Source organism: Flammeovirga sp. AWQ4_249 (assembly GCF_056161045.1).
The window spans coordinates 12,287-27,872 of sequence record NZ_JBSWYJ010000021.1 but is presented as its reverse complement, the minus strand read 5'-3'; the positions used below and the strand labels follow the sequence as shown (position 1 = coordinate 27,872).

At 32.9% G+C, this 15,586-nt stretch carries 15 protein-coding genes; 9 read left to right on the top strand and 6 right to left on the bottom strand.

Features of this window, described 5'->3' with window-relative positions:
• Positions 1-30: 30 nt before the first annotated feature.
• The 3 genes from ACXAHM_RS15695 to ACXAHM_RS15685 are packed head-to-tail and all read left to right on the top strand — an operon-like array spanning position 31 to position 2,047.
• A complete protein-coding gene (locus ACXAHM_RS15695; protein ID WP_474961481.1) occupies positions 31-585 on the top strand; it encodes a hypothetical protein in 555 nt (184 codons plus the stop codon).
• A 1-nt stretch (position 586) separates the two neighbouring features.
• Entirely contained in the window at positions 587-1,279 is a 693-nt protein-coding gene (locus ACXAHM_RS15690; protein WP_474961477.1) for a YggS family pyridoxal phosphate-dependent enzyme, read from the top strand.
• Between the two features lie 60 nt (positions 1,280-1,339).
• Complete coding sequence (locus tag ACXAHM_RS15685) at positions 1,340-2,047, top strand: Bax inhibitor-1/YccA family protein (RefSeq protein WP_474961474.1); 708 nt, start codon at positions 1,340-1,342, stop codon at positions 2,045-2,047.
• Positions 2,048-2,126: 79 nt separating this feature from the next.
• Here the strand turns inward: ACXAHM_RS15685 and ACXAHM_RS15680 are convergent, their stop codons facing one another.
• The 3 genes from ACXAHM_RS15680 to ACXAHM_RS15670 form a co-directional block, all read right to left on the bottom strand.
• A complete protein-coding gene (locus ACXAHM_RS15680) occupies positions 2,127-2,585 on the bottom strand; it encodes a hypothetical protein (RefSeq protein ID WP_474961471.1) in 459 nt (152 codons plus the stop codon).
• A 15-nt stretch (positions 2,586-2,600) separates the two neighbouring features.
• A complete protein-coding gene (locus ACXAHM_RS15675; protein WP_474961469.1) occupies positions 2,601-3,044 on the bottom strand; it encodes a hypothetical protein in 444 nt (147 codons plus the stop codon).
• A 238-nt stretch (positions 3,045-3,282) separates the two neighbouring features.
• Positions 3,283-3,735: a hypothetical protein gene (locus ACXAHM_RS15670; protein WP_474961466.1), complete on the bottom strand. Its 453-nt coding sequence runs from the start codon at positions 3,733-3,735 to the stop codon at positions 3,283-3,285.
• 257 nt (positions 3,736-3,992) lie between these two features.
• Between ACXAHM_RS15670 and pxpA the strand changes: the two genes are divergently transcribed.
• Genes pxpA through ACXAHM_RS15655 form a run of 3 tightly spaced genes read left to right on the top strand, consistent with a single transcriptional unit; the run spans position 3,993 to position 6,261 of the window.
• A complete protein-coding gene (gene pxpA / locus ACXAHM_RS15665) occupies positions 3,993-4,733 on the top strand; it encodes a 5-oxoprolinase subunit PxpA (protein WP_474961464.1) in 741 nt (246 codons plus the stop codon).
• Between the two features lie 2 nt (positions 4,734-4,735).
• A complete protein-coding gene (gene pxpB, locus ACXAHM_RS15660; protein ID WP_474961462.1) occupies positions 4,736-5,401 on the top strand; it encodes a 5-oxoprolinase subunit PxpB in 666 nt (221 codons plus the stop codon).
• Positions 5,398-6,261, top strand: a complete 864-nt coding sequence (locus tag ACXAHM_RS15655; protein ID WP_474961458.1) for a 5-oxoprolinase subunit C family protein — start codon at positions 5,398-5,400, stop codon at positions 6,259-6,261. Before pxpB ends, ACXAHM_RS15655 begins: the two co-directional genes overlap by 4 nt.
• 214 nt (positions 6,262-6,475) lie before the next feature.
• On the opposite strand, the gene pruA is transcribed toward ACXAHM_RS15655, so the two are convergent.
• Positions 6,476-8,110, bottom strand: a complete 1,635-nt coding sequence (gene pruA, locus ACXAHM_RS15650; RefSeq protein ID WP_474961455.1) for an L-glutamate gamma-semialdehyde dehydrogenase — start codon at positions 8,108-8,110, stop codon at positions 6,476-6,478.
• Between the two features lie 223 nt (positions 8,111-8,333).
• Between pruA and ACXAHM_RS15645 the strand changes: the two genes are divergently transcribed.
• Positions 8,334-8,723 (top strand): N-acetyltransferase, encoded by a 390-nt coding sequence (locus ACXAHM_RS15645; RefSeq protein ID WP_474961452.1) that lies wholly within the window; start codon positions 8,334-8,336, stop codon positions 8,721-8,723.
• 191 nt (positions 8,724-8,914) lie between these two features.
• Complete coding sequence (gene uvrA / locus ACXAHM_RS15640; protein ID WP_474961449.1) at positions 8,915-11,764, top strand: excinuclease ABC subunit UvrA; 2,850 nt, start codon at positions 8,915-8,917, stop codon at positions 11,762-11,764.
• A gap of 255 nt (positions 11,765-12,019) precedes the next feature.
• Here the strand turns inward: uvrA and ACXAHM_RS15635 are convergent, their stop codons facing one another.
• Both ACXAHM_RS15635 and ACXAHM_RS15630 read right to left on the bottom strand, forming a co-directional pair.
• Positions 12,020-12,553 carry a hypothetical protein gene (locus ACXAHM_RS15635; protein WP_474961446.1) on the bottom strand — a complete coding sequence of 178 codons (534 nt, stop codon included), beginning with the start codon at positions 12,551-12,553 and terminating at the stop codon, positions 12,020-12,022.
• Positions 12,554-12,662: 109 nt separating this feature from the next.
• Positions 12,663-13,262 carry an OmpH/Skp family outer membrane protein gene (locus ACXAHM_RS15630; protein WP_474961443.1) on the bottom strand — a complete coding sequence of 200 codons (600 nt, stop codon included), beginning with the start codon at positions 13,260-13,262 and terminating at the stop codon, positions 12,663-12,665.
• A 229-nt stretch (positions 13,263-13,491) separates the two neighbouring features.
• Here ACXAHM_RS15630 and ACXAHM_RS15625 point away from each other — a divergent pair, with 229 nt between their 5' ends.
• Positions 13,492-15,531, top strand: a complete 2,040-nt coding sequence (locus ACXAHM_RS15625) for a BatA domain-containing protein (protein WP_474961440.1) — start codon at positions 13,492-13,494, stop codon at positions 15,529-15,531.
• The last annotated feature ends 55 nt before the right edge of the window (positions 15,532-15,586 follow it).

Here is a 15,586-nt window from a genome sequence, read left to right as displayed (position 1 = left end):
ATGCTACTTTTGCATGCATAAATTCGAATTATGAAAGAACAAACAACAACAACAGAGTTAAAATTTATAAGACCCGAATTATTTAAAGTCGGGGCTATTAGTGGTGTTTTAGCAGCTATTGCCATCCTTATTTATTCTATCGTTATATACAGTATTGGAGATAACCCTTTTGGTAGATTAAAATTCATGTTTTTTCCTATCTATGGTCTTTTCTTTGCCGGAGGTATGTCTTATTTTAGGTTAAAGATGAATAATGGTAGAATGGCTGGTCCTCAAGGTATTCTTATTGGAATCACTTTAAGTACTATGACGACAACTTTGTACTCTATCTTTATTTATATTCTTTTAAGTACAAAAGGAATCGGTCAAACCATGATTGAAAGACATAAAATTGACTTAAATGAGTTAATGATTAAAGGAAAAGATACTTTAATCGAAGGCTTAGGAGAAAAAGGATACGAAGAGAATTTAGTAGGTGTCGCTAATCTTTCAGCTGATATTTTAGCAAAAGATCAAGTATTTGGCTTGTTAGCTACTGGTATATTTCTTACGTTCCTTTTCATGCTTATCATAAAACAAAAATAATATGACATCTATTGCTGAAAATCTTATTTCTTTTAGACAAAAACTAGAAGGAACTCCATGCAAATTAGTTGCTGTTAGTAAAACAAAACCTGTAGAAATGCTACAAGAGGCATATGATGCCGATCAAAGAATTTTTGGAGAGAATAAGGTGCAAGAAATTGTTGATAAGCATGAAGTTCTTCCAAAGGATATTCAATGGCATATGATTGGTCATTTACAAAGAAATAAAGTGAAATATATCGCTCCTTTTATTTCTTTAATCCATTCTATTGATAGTCCTAGATTATTAAAAGAAGTACAAAAAAGGGCAGAAGGAAATGATAGAGTGATCGATTGTCTTCTACAAATATATATTGCTGAAGAAGAATCTAAATTTGGTTTTTCTGAAGAAGAAGTAACTGACTTTTTGGCTTCTGAGGAATTTCAAGCTATGAAAAATATCCGTATCGTCGGATTAATGGGAATGGCTACAAATACGTCTGATGAAAATCAAGTTAGAAAAGAATTCGCCTCATTAAAGACACTCTTTTCAAAACTAAAAGAGAATTTTAGTAAATTAGATAATGTTGAACTTTCTGAAATTTCAATGGGAATGAGTGGTGACTACCAAATTGCAGTTGAAGAAGGAAGTACAATGATACGAGTGGGAAGTGCTATTTTTGGTGCAAGAAACTACGGAACACCGCAACAATAACCTTCTCATTTTCGTTTAATACATCAATAAATTAACATAAAATCTAAAAAAATTACCTAGATGAGAGAGCAAAACTATGCGTACCAACGTCCGCATCGATCTGGAAAGGAAATTACTGATATACAAAGTTCGTTCATGACAAAAGTGTATGGCTGGATGAGTGCAGGTATCATTATTACTGCATTAGTCGCAATGTTTGTCGCTGACAATGCAAGCAATATGCCCTTTGTTACAAATAACTTCTGGATTTTAGCCATAGCACAAATCGGATTAGTATTTTTCCTTAGTGCACGTATCAATAAAATGTCTGCCGCTACAGGTACAGTTTTATTCATATTATATTCTGCACTGACTGGAGTTACATTATCTACTATTTTTTATGTTTACTCATTAAATAGTATTGTATCAACTCTTTTTGTAACTGCAGGTACATTTATCGCAATGAGCGTTTATGGCTTAACAACAAAAAAAGACCTCACTTCAATGGGGAATATTTTGATTATGGCCTTAGTTGGTTTAATTATTACCTCAATCGTGAACATATTCTTAGCTAGCCCTCTAGTTTATTGGATATCATCAGGAATTGGTGTTTTAATTTTCACTGGTCTAATTGCCTATGATTCTCAAAAATTGAAAGAGATGTCTTATTTTATTGCTGACGGTGAATCAGCGCAAAAAATGGCTATCCTTGGTGCTTTAAGCTTATACCTAGATTTCATTAATTTATTCTTATACCTGTTACGCTTCTTCGGAGGAAATAGAGACTAAGGTTATCTCCATAATTACAAAAAAGCCGATCATCTTTTAGAGGTGATCGGCTTTTTTTGTATGATCAAAGTATTACTTATTAATCTTCTAAATTAGGGTTAGGTCTAGCTAACCAATCTACAGATTCACCAATACTTATATTACTACAGAAATCTGAACCAAATGATAAATCTGCTCCTTCTACATCTGTAAACCAAGCACCTTCTACTGTTTCAGAATTACCTTCAATTATGAATACTTTATATTCACCTTTAGGTAGATCAACAGTGAAATACTCCTCTGTGTTATAAATATCACACATTGTTGGGCTTAATGAAGAAAATATACTAATCTCTCCTTCTGCAACAAGTTCTTGATTACTATTATAAACTGTGATGGCAATAGGTTCTTTAGTATATCCCCCTTTGCCTCCAACATAAAAAGTGATATTACCTTCATTAACTATAGCAGGTTCCTCATTCTTATCACATGATTGAAAAATCATTAAAAAAGTACAGATTAAACCTAAAAATTTAAAATTTAATATAGCTATTTTCATTCTTTTCTTGATTAATTATTGATTGGGGTTTTCTCTAGCTTCTAAAGTACTGCCGATACTATATTTCATACATTGACCAGCACTAAAAATTAATTTCAATCCATCTTGATCATTAAACCATGCTCCTTTTTGTGAACCTTTATCGCCTTCAATGATATATGCATAATATACACCATCTGGCAATTGTATCGAATAATAATAATCATTGACTACAGTTTCACATATTCCTAAATCTGGAGTATCAGTAAACTTACTAATTACACCTTTTGCTACTTCTGTATCATCTCTATCAAAAATTGTAATTGTAATGGGTTCATTAGTAAATCCTGAATTCTCTTGCACATAAAACCCATTTACACCTTGAATTTCATATGGCTCTTCTTTATTGCATGACTGAAGAAGTGTAGATGAAATAAACAAGCTAAGTAATAATAAGAATCTATAAAAATTAGATTTCATAATGTATTTTTTTGATTAAAATTTCTTAATACTTAAGTTAGGATTAGGTCTAGCAGACCAATAATCATTTGGTTCACCTAATTCAATTATGTTACATAGATAAGTGATATAAGTTTCATCAGTAACGATGTTTTAGTTTATTTCAGATCTTTTACATAAATTTTTAAAATAAGTTTTAATCAAAAAAATATTAACTATAAAAAAACCTACTCTTATTAAGAATAGGTCTTACAAATTATTACATCCTTGCATGTATTACTGTAATATTCGGCTGTAAAATAGGTGAGAATGTTGCTTTTAATTCTCCTGTCTCTGATATACTCAAATGCAAATTATTAAGACTTGTCTCTCCTGGCGTTACTCTATGAGAATATTCACTTGTGTTCAATTGAACTACATTTTGATTTTTTAAATTCCAAGAAAAATCAATTTCTTCAGTCTCAAAAACTAAACGAACCGTTACCTGTGTATCGTTATCTTTGATCAAAGAGATATAGCTATTTCCAAACTCTTCTTCATCCAGAGAATCGATTTCTTGAATACCTTCATATTGAAATCCAGTAATCAAATATTGACCGACAATAGCTTGAGTTAAATCTGCAGATACTTCATCATTTGAGTCTTCAAAACAAGATGTAAGTGTAAGAGGTAAAACGAAGAATAGTAATAATGTATTTCTTAGGTTTTTCATAGCAAAAAGTAATTCATGTAATTAGGTAACACATACATACACGAAAACATTACAATGAATGATTTACAGTGAAATACTACTTATGTACTAAAATTTATACTGATTTTAATGTAAGTATATGCTTTTACACTCCATTACAAACATACTTATTCATTTACATTCAAATACCATGTAATAAATAAATGTAAATTAATATTTCAATTCTATTTTTATTAAATTAAAACCATAAAATTACGACAGTAACAAACTTTATTATATTGAATTTCATTGATTTAAACGCTGACTTAGGTGAAGGATTCCCACATGATGAAGAGTTATTAAAAATGCTTTCTTCTTGTAATATTGCTTGTGGTGGTCATGCAGGGGATATCAACAGTATGACACAAACTATTTTAATGGCGAAAAAATATGATGTGAATATTGGCGCTCACCCATCTTACCCTGATAAAATTAATTTTGGAAGGAAAGAAATGGATATTGATGTAGAAAAACTAAGAGTATCCCTTCAAAAGCAAATGGAGGATTTAATAAATATAGCTTCTCAATTAGAATGTAAAGTAACCTATGTTAAACCTCATGGTGCACTTTATAATAAAGCCATGAAAGATATTGAGACTGCAGAAATTATCTTGGAAAGTGTTCAGCAATTACCCTATCCATTAGCATTAATGGGAATGTCGAATTCAACATTAGCATCACTTTGCCAACGAAACAATATTCCTTTTATACAAGAAAGCTTTGCCGATAGAAGATATACGCATGAAGGTTTTCTCGTCCCTCGTTCAAAAAGTAATGCTGTAATTCATGACAAGAAGGAAGTTTGGGAGCAGATTAATGACATGATTATTCATCAAAAAATAAAAAGTGAAAATGGAGTATTAATTCCTCTCCAAACTGATTCTATTTGTTTTCATGGTGATACTCTTGAAGCGCTTTCACTTTTAAACCATGTGAGACAAAAATTAAAAGAAAATTCAATCGAAGTAAAATCATTTTAGGTATGGAAATTAAAGCCTTTGGAGAAAAAAGTGTGCTTATTCAATTTGAAAACAAAATTGACCTTACAATTCATCGTGAAATTAAATGTTTATATAAAGCATTGCTTAAAGCTTCCATTCATGGCCTTTTGTCTATCATCCCTGCCTATACTTCTATCACATTGATTTTTGATCAAAAGATTCTTGATTTAGAAGAAATTAAAGGAAAAATAAATGCATTGGATATTGATACACAAAAGTCTGAACCTACTAAGATCGTAAAGATTCCTATTTGCTATCATCCTTCATTGGGTATTGATATTGAAGAAGTTGCTATTGCTAAAGGAATAAGCGTTGAGGAGATAATTCAATTACATACACAACAGACCTATACTGTTTATATGCTAGGCTTCTCTCCTGGGTTTATGTATCTCGGTGGATTAAACCCTCAATTATTTACTCCTCGAAAAAAAACACCTCGTTTAAAAATTGAAGCTGGAGCTGTTGGTTTAGCTGACCAACAAACTGGTATTTATCCTTCTGCTACTCCTGGAGGATGGCAAATTATAGGACAAACACCTATTCCAATTTTTCAGTTAAATCAAAAACCATTAGTGCAAATGGGAGATGAAATTCGTTTTACTTCAATTGATATTGATACTTTCCACCAATTAAAAGAAGAATTATGAGTTTCGAAGTGATAAAAGGTGGTTTTCTAACTACAATTCAAGATGGTGGTAGATATGGGGTTCAAGACCAAGGAATTCCTGTATCTGGTTTAATGGATGAATCTTCTGCACAAATTGCTAATTCACTTTTAGGAAATAATCTCAATACCTCTTTAATAGAATGCTGCATGATTGGCTGTACCATTCGTGCAAATACAGAGTTTTCTGTCGCTTTCTTTGGAGCTCATATGGAATTGAAATTAAATAGTCAAATCATTCCTCAAGGGAAAATTATTACACTTACCACTGATGATATATTGAGTATTGGCTTTGCAAAAAAAGGAATGTATGGCTACTTAGCTTTTAGTGGAAAATTGAATTTACCTTCTATTTATAATAGTCAATCTACCTATTTACCAGCCAATTTTGGAGGTTTTCATGGACGTAAATTAGAAAAGGGAGATCGAATTGAAATCATTGAACCTGAAATATTAAACAATAGTTTTAGCGTTATTAAGCCGCAACCTTTTCCTGATCAAATTGAACTAGAGGTGATCCAAGGACCTGAATGGTCACTTTTACCTCAAAATTCTCAACTTCAATTAATGCAATCCATTTTCTATGTTTCAAATGATATAAATAGAATAGGTTATCGTTTAGAGGGAGAAAAAATTGAACTAGGGCAACAGAAAGAAATTATTTCGTCAGGAATGATAAAAGGCACTATGCAAATTACGAGTTCGGGAATACCCATAATAATGATGGCTGATAGTCCTACTTCTGGAGGTTATTTAAGAGTTTTGAATTTAACAGAAAGGGCATGTGATCAATTGGCACAAGCACAAGTGGGAGCTGTTATTGAATTAAGAATGAAAAGTTAAGAATGAAGAACTTAATATGTTTAAAGATCATTTCTCTCCATATGTTTTTTCAGTTTTCATCAAGAAACTTAGTTCTTATTTTTTAACTCTAAACTCTTCATTCATAAAAAAGGGAAGTAAACTAATTAAAGCTTACCTCCCCTATTATATTTTCAAGTTTTCATCAAGAAACTTAGTTCTTAACTTTTCACTTTAAATTCTTAACTCAAAAGAATTATCCCATGAATGGATACTTGTAATCTTCTGGAGAAACGAATGTTTCTTTCATTGTTCTTGGAGTAGTCCAACGCATTAAGTTGATTGCAGAACCCGCTTTGTCGTTTGTACCTGAAGCTCTAGAACCACCGAAAGGTTGTTGCCCTACAACTGCACCTGTTGGCTTGTCATTGATGTAGAAGTTACCAGCAGCATTTTCTAATTTCTTAGTTGCTAACTCGATAGCGTAACGATCTTGAGCGAAGATTGCACCTGTTAATGCATATGTAGAAGTGTTGTTCACTAAGTACATAGCCTCATCGAAGTACTCTGCATCGTAAACATAGATTGTAACGATTGGTCCAAAGATTTCTTCTACCATTGATTCGTAGTTAGGATCTTTAGTAACAATGATTGTTGGCTCAACGAAGTAACCTTTTGATTTGTCGTATCCACCACCAGCGATGATTTCACACATATCAGAAGCATTAGCTCTGTCGATATAACCTGCACACTTATCAAATGATCTCTCATTGATCACTGCTGTGAAGAAGTTTTTGAAATCATGTGGAGTACCCATATGGTTTTTGATGATATCATTTGCATCTTCAACGATATAACCTTTCACTTCTTCCCAAAGGTTTGAAGGAACATATACACGAGAAGCTGCAGAACATTTCTGTCCTTGGAATTCAAATGCACCACGAGTGATACCTGTAGCTAAACCTTTAGCTTTAGCAGATTTGTGTGCTAAGATAAAGTCTTTACCACCTGTTTCACCTACGATACGAGGGTAAGTGTTGTACTTCGCGATGTTGTTACCGATAGTAGACCAAAGATCTTGGAATACGCCAGTAGAACCTGTGAAGTGAAGACCAGCAAACTCAGGGTGATTGAAAATTACATCACCTGCGTCTGGACCAGAAACATAAACAAGGTTGATTACACCGTCAGGTACACCAGCTTCCTTGAATACTTCCATCAATACATTTGCAGAGTAAATTTGATCGTGTGAAGGCTTCCAAACGATTGTGTTACCCATCATTGCAGGAGCTGTTGGTAAGTTACCCGCAATTGCAGTGAAGTTGAATGGAGTTAAAGCGAATACAAATCCTTCTAATGGACGGTACTCTAATCTATTCCACATGCCTGGAGCTGACTCAGGTTGATCCTGGTAGATCTCAGTCATGAATTGTACGTTAAATCTTAAGAAGTCGATTAATTCACATGCTGAATCAATCTCTGCTTGGTGAGCTGTTTTTGATTGTCCAATAACAGTAGCTGCATTGATTTTCGCTCTGTAAGGACCTGCTAATAAATCTGCTGCTTTTAAGAAGATAGATGCTCTGTGCTCCCAAGATAAATCCGCCCAAGCTTCTCTTGCACCTAATGCTGCATTGATTGCTTGAGTTACATGGTCTTTATCACCTTTGTGATATTCACCTACAACATTTTGGTGATCGTGAGGAGATACACAAGTTCCTAAGTTACCTGTACGAACCTCTTCAGAACCAATATACATTGGAACATCAATCTTTTGAGATGACATTTCTGCAATTTTAGCTTCTAATTCAGCACGCTCAGGAGTACCTGGAGCATAGCTTTTGATCGGTTCGTTTACAGCCTTAGGTACGCTGAAAAATCCTTTTGCCATGGTTAAATCTTTTGATTATGTGAATACATGTTTTCCACTATCTGAAGTATGTGAATTCAGATAGCATAATTTAGTGCTACAAATGTATGAATTTGAGAATGATATTCATCATTTCCCTAAAATATTAAGGATCGTTTTATCATTTTTTATTGATACTTTTCAGGAATCATTGTTTTTTGCTATCAACATAAATGAATTTCATAGTAATCAACTACTAAACAACATGCAATACCTTTCATACACTCCATCACACAAGAAAAGAATTATAGAAATCTTCCATTCTAATTGTCCAAATTACTTTGCTTTTGAAGACAAAGAATACCTCATTGATTTTCTTGAAAATTATACGGATGAAAACTATTTAGTGGTTAAAAACAATGACGGTAAGATCATAGGTTGTGGAGGTTATTATACCAAAGAAGACCGACACGGAATACCATGGGTTATGTTTCAACAAGGAAGTATTGGTGCTGCTCAATTATTAAAAGTAGCAGACACTTTTTATAAAGAAATCGAAAGAAGAATTATTGCTGAAGGTAAACTTCTAGATATTCATATCAGTACTACTCAGTTGATGGAGAAACGATTCAAAATAGTCTTGGAAAAGGTTTAGATGAATTGAAAATGAAGAAAGTTTTCAATGATTTATAATCAAGTTTCAACTCCTTGTTTCTTATCATATTTTTATTTAAAAATTTCATTTTAAAGTACTTCTTCTGAAAAAATGAAAATATAATAGCCTACCCCAACTATTTCTGTTATTTTTAAAGGTGAATTTGTTATTTCATCATCCTATCAATCACTTTGGAGAAGCATTCAGAAGCATACATCGAGGAAGAAATCGCCATTTATGGTGCGAGAGAAAACAATCTTAAAAACTTTGATTTAAAATTCCCAAGAAATAGTCTTGTTGTTATCACTGGCGTGTCCGGTAGTGGCAAATCATCTTTAGCCTTTGATACAATTTATGCAGAAGGACAAAGAAGATATATGGAGTCTTTTTCTGCCTACGCTCGTTCTTTTATTGGAAATATGGAACGTCCTGACGTAGACAAAATTGAAGGGTTAAGTCCTGTGATCTCAATTGAACAAAAAACAACTTCAAGAAATCCTAGATCAACAGTAGGTACCACTACAGAGATTTATGACTTTTTGAGACTTTTGTATGCTCGTACAGGTGAAGCATTTTCTTATGTAACAGGTGAGAAAATGATCAAACAAACAGAAGATCAAATCATCGAGTGGATTATGTCGCACTATGATGGTCATAAAATGATTATTCTGGCTCCAGTGATTAAAGGTCGTAAAGGACATTATAGAGAACTATTTGTTCAGCTTCGTAAACAAGGATATAGCAAAGTTCGTGTGGATGGGGAGATTTTAGATCTTGTTCCTAAGATGCAGGTTGACCGTTACAAAACACACGATATTGAAGTGGTTATTGATAGAGTAAAAGTGAATGAAAAAGATATTTTCAGAATTACTCAGTCTTTAAAAACGGCAATGAAAGAAGGCAAAGGCATTATGATGACGGTCTTTCCTGAAGCTCCTGAGAAAGAAAAAGTCAAATTTTTCTCGAAATTCTTGATGGACCCAAAGTCAGGTATCTCGTACGATGAGCCTGCTCCTAACATGTTTTCATTCAACTCTCCTTATGGAGCTTGTAAAACATGTAATGGTTTGGGTGAAATTGAAGAAATAACAAAAGAAGCTGTCATTCCTGATCCTTCTAAAAGTATTTTTGCAGGAGGTATTATTCCTTTAGGAGAATATAGAGACATCTATATTTTCAAGATGATTGAACAACACTTGAAGCAAAAAGGATACACACTTTCTACTCCTATTTCTGAATTGAGTGATGAAATGATCGAAATCGTTTTACACGGTTCAGATGAGGAAATTGAAGTTTTAACAGCTAAAGAGTCAAAATATGATTCTGCTTGGGTTACCCAATTTGAAGGTGTAATTCCATTTTTAAAAAGACATGCAAAAAGCAGTTCAGAAAAAGTAAAAAACTGGGCTGAAGAATATACAATCATCAAAAAGTGTCCAACTTGTAATGGTGCTAGACTTCGTAAGGAATCACTACATTTCAAGATAGCGGATAAAAACATTGCTCAATTAGCCGAAATGGATATCAACACTTTCGGACATTGGGTCAACAATGTGGATGATGATCTAACTGAAAGACAAAAAACAATCGGTGCTGAGATCCTTAAGGAATTAAGAAAAAGAACTCAATTCTTAATCAATGTAGGTCTAGATTACCTCACCTTAAATAGGTCTTTAAGAACATTATCGGGTGGAGAAGCACAACGTATCCGCCTAGCAACACAAATTGGTACTCAACTCGTTGGTGTACTCTATATTTTGGACGAACCGAGTATCGGTTTACATCAACGTGATAATATCAAACTCATCAAATCTCTTCAAGACTTAAGAGATTTAGGTAACTCAGTGATTGTTGTAGAACACGACAAAGACATGATGCTCGCTTCTGATTATATTCTTGATATTGGTCCAAAAGCGGGTATTTATGGAGGAAATGTAGTTGCTGCCGGTAATCCTAAATCTTTCTTACAACAAGAAAGTACTACCGCTGATTTCTTGAGTGAAAAAGTGGCTATTGAAGTACCTAAAAAGAGAAGAGAAGGAAATGGTCATGAAATTCTATTAAAAGGTGCTACAGGAAATAATCTAAAGAATGTCGATGTATCTTTCCCATTAGGAAAAATGATCGTCGTATCTGGCGTTTCGGGATCTGGTAAATCTACTTTAATTCATGACACACTTTATCCTATTTTAAATCAAAAAATATATCGCTCTAAAAAAGCACCTAAAGCATACAAAAGTATAGAAGGACTAGAGCATATTGATAAAGTTATCGAGGTAGATCAATCACCAATCGGTAGAACACCTCGTTCTAACCCTGCCACATACACTGACATGTTCTCTGAAATTAGAACATTGTTTACACAATTACCAGAATCCAAAATTAGAGGATACAAACCTGGTCGATTCTCTTTTAATGTAAAAGGAGGACGCTGTGAAAATTGTCAAGGTGGAGGTAAAAAACTTATTGAAATGGATTTCCTTCCGGATGTATACGTCGATTGTGAAGAATGTAAAGGAAAACGTTACAATCGTGAAACATTAGAAATTCGTTTTAAAGGTAAATCAATCTCTGATGTACTAGATATGACAGTCAATCAAGCTGTTGATTTCTTTGAAGCACATCCTAAGATTTTACGAAAACTAACTGCATTAAAAGATGTAGGGCTGGGATATATCACGCTTGGACAACATGCCACTACTTTATCAGGTGGGGAAGCACAAAGAGTAAAATTGGCGACTGAATTATCAAAAAGAGATACAGGAAAGACTTTCTATATTTTAGATGAACCAACTACAGGGCTACATTTTGAAGATATACAACATCTTCTTGATGTATTGCATAAACTAGTGGATAAAGGAAATACAGTGTTGATCATTGAGCATAATCTTGATGTGATTAAGGTAGCCGATCATATTATTGATATTGGTCCAGAAGGTGGAGCAGGTGGTGGAAAAGTAGTAGTTTCAGGAACTCCCGAAAAAGTCATTAAGAATAAAAAAAGTCATACAGCTAAGTTCTTAAAAGACGAAATGAAATAAGAAAAGAAATAATTGAATTTACATTAAAATAATATTTTATACACCTAAAGAAAAAGTGACTATAATGAATGATTATTTTGCTTATTTAAGCATTTACAGAACATTTCACTTAATGTAGTACCCTGTTTATATTTATTTGCATTTAAAATACATTAGATATATATTTGTGTTACTAACCAATTCAATTATCACTACATTAAAAAAGGCCGACTTTCATAATAATGAAAGTCGGCCTTTTTATTTTTGAGTAAGAAATTAAAATTTCATATCAATTTCCTCAAAAGGTACATTCTGAAGTACTACTTCTTTATCTCGTTTATTTAATCTTAAATCAGAGACCACTGTATGAATAGAAGGATTACTTGCAGCAAATAATACCAATGCACCTAGATATACACCCATCATTAGTGGTTCTAAAGTCAAACGGTATAAGATTACCATTACAATTGGTGCAATTGCTAAAGGAACAAATTTAAAGCTCTGCGCCTTTAACAACAGCGTTAATCTATAAGGTAAAGAAGCTTCTTTTCTGATTTCTTTTAGTTGATTATTGTATTTTAAATACACTATAAATGCGATACCTAAAGTTATTGCAGCACAAATACCTGCCACTATAGGACCTAATGGAGAAATAATAGCTTCAATCTCCGCATTTTTAAATTGTAGGTACCAAATAAGAAAGAATGGGACAGTAATTCCAGCTAGGGAATAAAAGACAATTCTTAGTTTGTTGACCATTTCAAAAGGCTCTTTAAAACCTTCGAAAAAGTTTGGTTTACGATCACTCATGATAAATTAATATTCTTGAAGTCACAAAAGTAAGAAGAGAAAACATTGAATAAAAAAAATCCACAACAGCATAAACAACTATTGTGGATCTTTCTGTAAAAAAGAGAAATTACTTTGCTCCTTTTTCTTCTGAAGTCTCAGCTACTAATTCTTCTTCGTATTTAGTATTAAGACCATCGATTACTGCTTGAGTGATATCTTCTACGTTTGGTGTAGACCAAATTACAGTTGAAGTAACACCATCGCTATAACCTAATACAATGCTATAGTTTTTGTCTGCAGAATAAGCATCTAAAAATTCTTTTACTCTTCTACGCACTTCAGCTTGGATTTCTTGCTCTTCAGCAGCTAAACCTTGTGCTTGAGATTGTTGAGCAATTTGAATCTCTTGTTGTTTCATTGCTAACTGCTCTTGCTTCTTACGGATGTCGTTTTGAGACATAAGACCTGCTCTAGCTCTTTTTTCAAAGCTTTCAGCATCTTTTTGCAATTTCATTGCACGTGTTTGCAATTGCTTTTGGCTCTTCTCTACTTTCGCTTGGAACTCTTTATATTTATCCTCACCAAATTTGTAGTAAACTGATAAGGTATCATTGTTGATATAAGCAATTTTTGTAGTAGCACCTGCAGTTGATGTTTGAACTGACTGCGGTTGTTGACATGCGAACATTGTAGCAATAATTCCAGCTACGATTAATAATTTCTTCACTTTATTTCTTAGTTTAGAATGTGACTCAAAAAAATGGAGTTTGAAAGATAAAAAACTCACTTCACAAAGGGAAATTTCTCCTATATTTTCAAATTAATCCACCGCAAATATAATTAATTCCTTCTAAGTGTAAAAAGTCCTATTCTTTCATTGTATCTTAATAGTATAAATTTCATAAAAATGATGAAATTAGATACTCAAACTGAATTGTTATAGATCTAGATTTTCTATGAACTTCGTAAACCCTGCTTTTTTATATGCATTGCCTTTAGTCGCAGTGCCCCTTATCATACATCTTTTTAACTTTCAAAGGTCTTCTGAAGTTAAATTTACAAATGTAGCCTTTCTTCATACGGTAAAAGAAATGTCGAATGCTCAAGATCGATTAAAAAAGATTTTGGTCATGTTGGCTCGTATGTTCTTCATTTTATTAGCTATTCTCGCTTTTGCAAGACCTTACATTCCAAAAGAAGATGGTAGTACCTTGTTAAAAGGGGACACTGGAAAAATCAGTATCTATATTGACAATTCTTTCAGTATGCAAAGTGAAAGAAATGGTAAAACTCTTTTTGATGCCGCAAAAGATATCGGAAGGAATATTCCAAGCATATTTCCTGTCGGTTATAATTATCAAATTATTGATAACCGATTTGCAGGAAGTTCTAGATACTTCAAAAATCAAGATCGTACAGAAGAAGAGATTATTGGCCTTGACTATTCTAACTTCACAAGAACTTTAGAAGATGTAAATACATTTAGCCAAGATGCTTTTGTCAGAGAAAAAATGGATCAAGGAAAACAGGTTTTTATGATCTCAGATTTTCAAAAATCAACAAACAATGGGTTTGAACAATTTGAATTTGACACTTCTACTATATATCATTTAATACCACTAAAAGCAGATAATACAGAAAATCTAAGAATTGACTCTGTATGGCTTGATAAACCATTCTTAAAAGAAAAAGAAAATAATAAACTCTTTGTAAAAGTCTCGAACCTAGGACAAGGAGAAGTGAAAGACAGAGATATAAAATTATTTATTGAGGATGTGCAATCGTCCAATGCTACCGTTTCATTAAACGAAAATGAAACAAAAACAATAGAAATGGCTTTTGCTATTGCAAATGCTGGTACAAAAAGATGTCGTGTAAATATTGATGATTACCCAGTAGATTTTGATAACGATCATTATTTTACTTTAAATGTCTCTCCTAATATTAATATTGCTATCATTTCAGATAATCCTAAAGATTACTTGAATACCGTTTATAAAAGTGAACCCTTCCTAAACGCTACTTCATTTCGATCAAATCAAATTGATTACTCTGCTATTAATGGGGCTGATCTTTTGATCATTGATTATGTACAGACCATTACTGAATCTTTGAATGAAGTGATTAATAATGCGATAAGAAACGGTACAAATATCGCTGTTTTCCCTCCTGCGAATATGGATACAGACAGTTATGCAAAAAGTTTTGGTGTATTAATCGCTGCAAACAAAATAAACGCAGACACCAAAATGATTGGTACTACTCCACCTCCCAAAAAAGATCCTTTCTTTGCCAATGTATTTGAAAAACGAGCACGTAATATGAGTATGCCAGAAGGTACACTTAATTTTCAATGGAATGGACGTGGGATTCATACATTATTGAGTTATAAGAATAGCCAAAGCTTCCTTGCTGTTCAGGAAAATGCCTTGCAAAATATATATTTCAGTTCTGTTCCATTAGACGAACAGTACACCAACTTCGCAAAACATGCTCTTTTTGTTCCTGTGATGTATAGAATGGCTATTTTAAGTAAAACTCAATCAGATCAACTTTCTTATAACTTTGGAGAAAAGAACATTCGTATTCGATTTGACGGTTTACAAAAAGGAAGTATGTATAAACTGCAAAAGGAGGAATTAGAAATTATTCCTACACAAAAAGTAAATGCAGATATTTTGACGCTAAAATTACCGAATGAAGATATGCAGGCTGGATGCTATTCTATTCTTAGCACTGATGATAATAAATTCATTGGCTATATCGCATTCAATTATGATATTCTAGAATCAAAATTAAATGGTTTCTCTTCCAAAAACTTAAAAGAAAAACTAAAGGAATATAATAATGTCAAAATCTACGATAACATTAAAGCGGATAGCTTCAAACAAGTATTCTTAGAAGACAATGTTGCACAGCCTTTATGGAGAATCTTCTTAATATTTGCCTTACTTTTCTTAGGTATTGAAATGGCGATATTAAGATTTTGGAAATAGAGATAGCATTTTCATACAAAAAAGGCCAAGTAAAATTAAAACTTTACTTGGCCTT

Excerpts from the sequence above, each read along its gene's own strand:
- ACXAHM_RS15695 (WP_474961481.1), top strand. The coding sequence starts at position 31 with ATGAAAGAACAAACAACAACAACAGAGTTAAAATTTATAAGACCCGAA.
- ACXAHM_RS15690 (WP_474961477.1), top strand. The coding sequence starts at position 587 with ATGACATCTATTGCTGAAAATCTTATTTCTTTTAGACAAAAACTAGAA.
- ACXAHM_RS15685 (WP_474961474.1), top strand. The coding sequence starts at position 1,340 with ATGAGAGAGCAAAACTATGCGTACCAACGTCCGCATCGATCTGGAAAG.
- ACXAHM_RS15680 (WP_474961471.1), bottom strand. The coding sequence starts at position 2,585 with ATGAAAATAGCTATATTAAATTTTAAATTTTTAGGTTTAATCTGTACT.
- ACXAHM_RS15675 (WP_474961469.1), bottom strand. The coding sequence starts at position 3,044 with ATGAAATCTAATTTTTATAGATTCTTATTATTACTTAGCTTGTTTATT.
- ACXAHM_RS15670 (WP_474961466.1), bottom strand. The coding sequence starts at position 3,735 with ATGAAAAACCTAAGAAATACATTATTACTATTCTTCGTTTTACCTCTT.
- pxpB (WP_474961462.1), top strand. The coding sequence starts at position 4,736 with ATGGAAATTAAAGCCTTTGGAGAAAAAAGTGTGCTTATTCAATTTGAA.
- ACXAHM_RS15655 (WP_474961458.1), top strand. The coding sequence starts at position 5,398 with ATGAGTTTCGAAGTGATAAAAGGTGGTTTTCTAACTACAATTCAAGAT.
- pruA (WP_474961455.1), bottom strand. The coding sequence starts at position 8,110 with ATGGCAAAAGGATTTTTCAGCGTACCTAAGGCTGTAAACGAACCGATC.
- ACXAHM_RS15645 (WP_474961452.1), top strand. The coding sequence starts at position 8,334 with ATGCAATACCTTTCATACACTCCATCACACAAGAAAAGAATTATAGAA.
- ACXAHM_RS15635 (WP_474961446.1), bottom strand. The coding sequence starts at position 12,553 with ATGAGTGATCGTAAACCAAACTTTTTCGAAGGTTTTAAAGAGCCTTTT.
- ACXAHM_RS15625 (WP_474961440.1), top strand. The coding sequence starts at position 13,492 with ATGAACTTCGTAAACCCTGCTTTTTTATATGCATTGCCTTTAGTCGCA.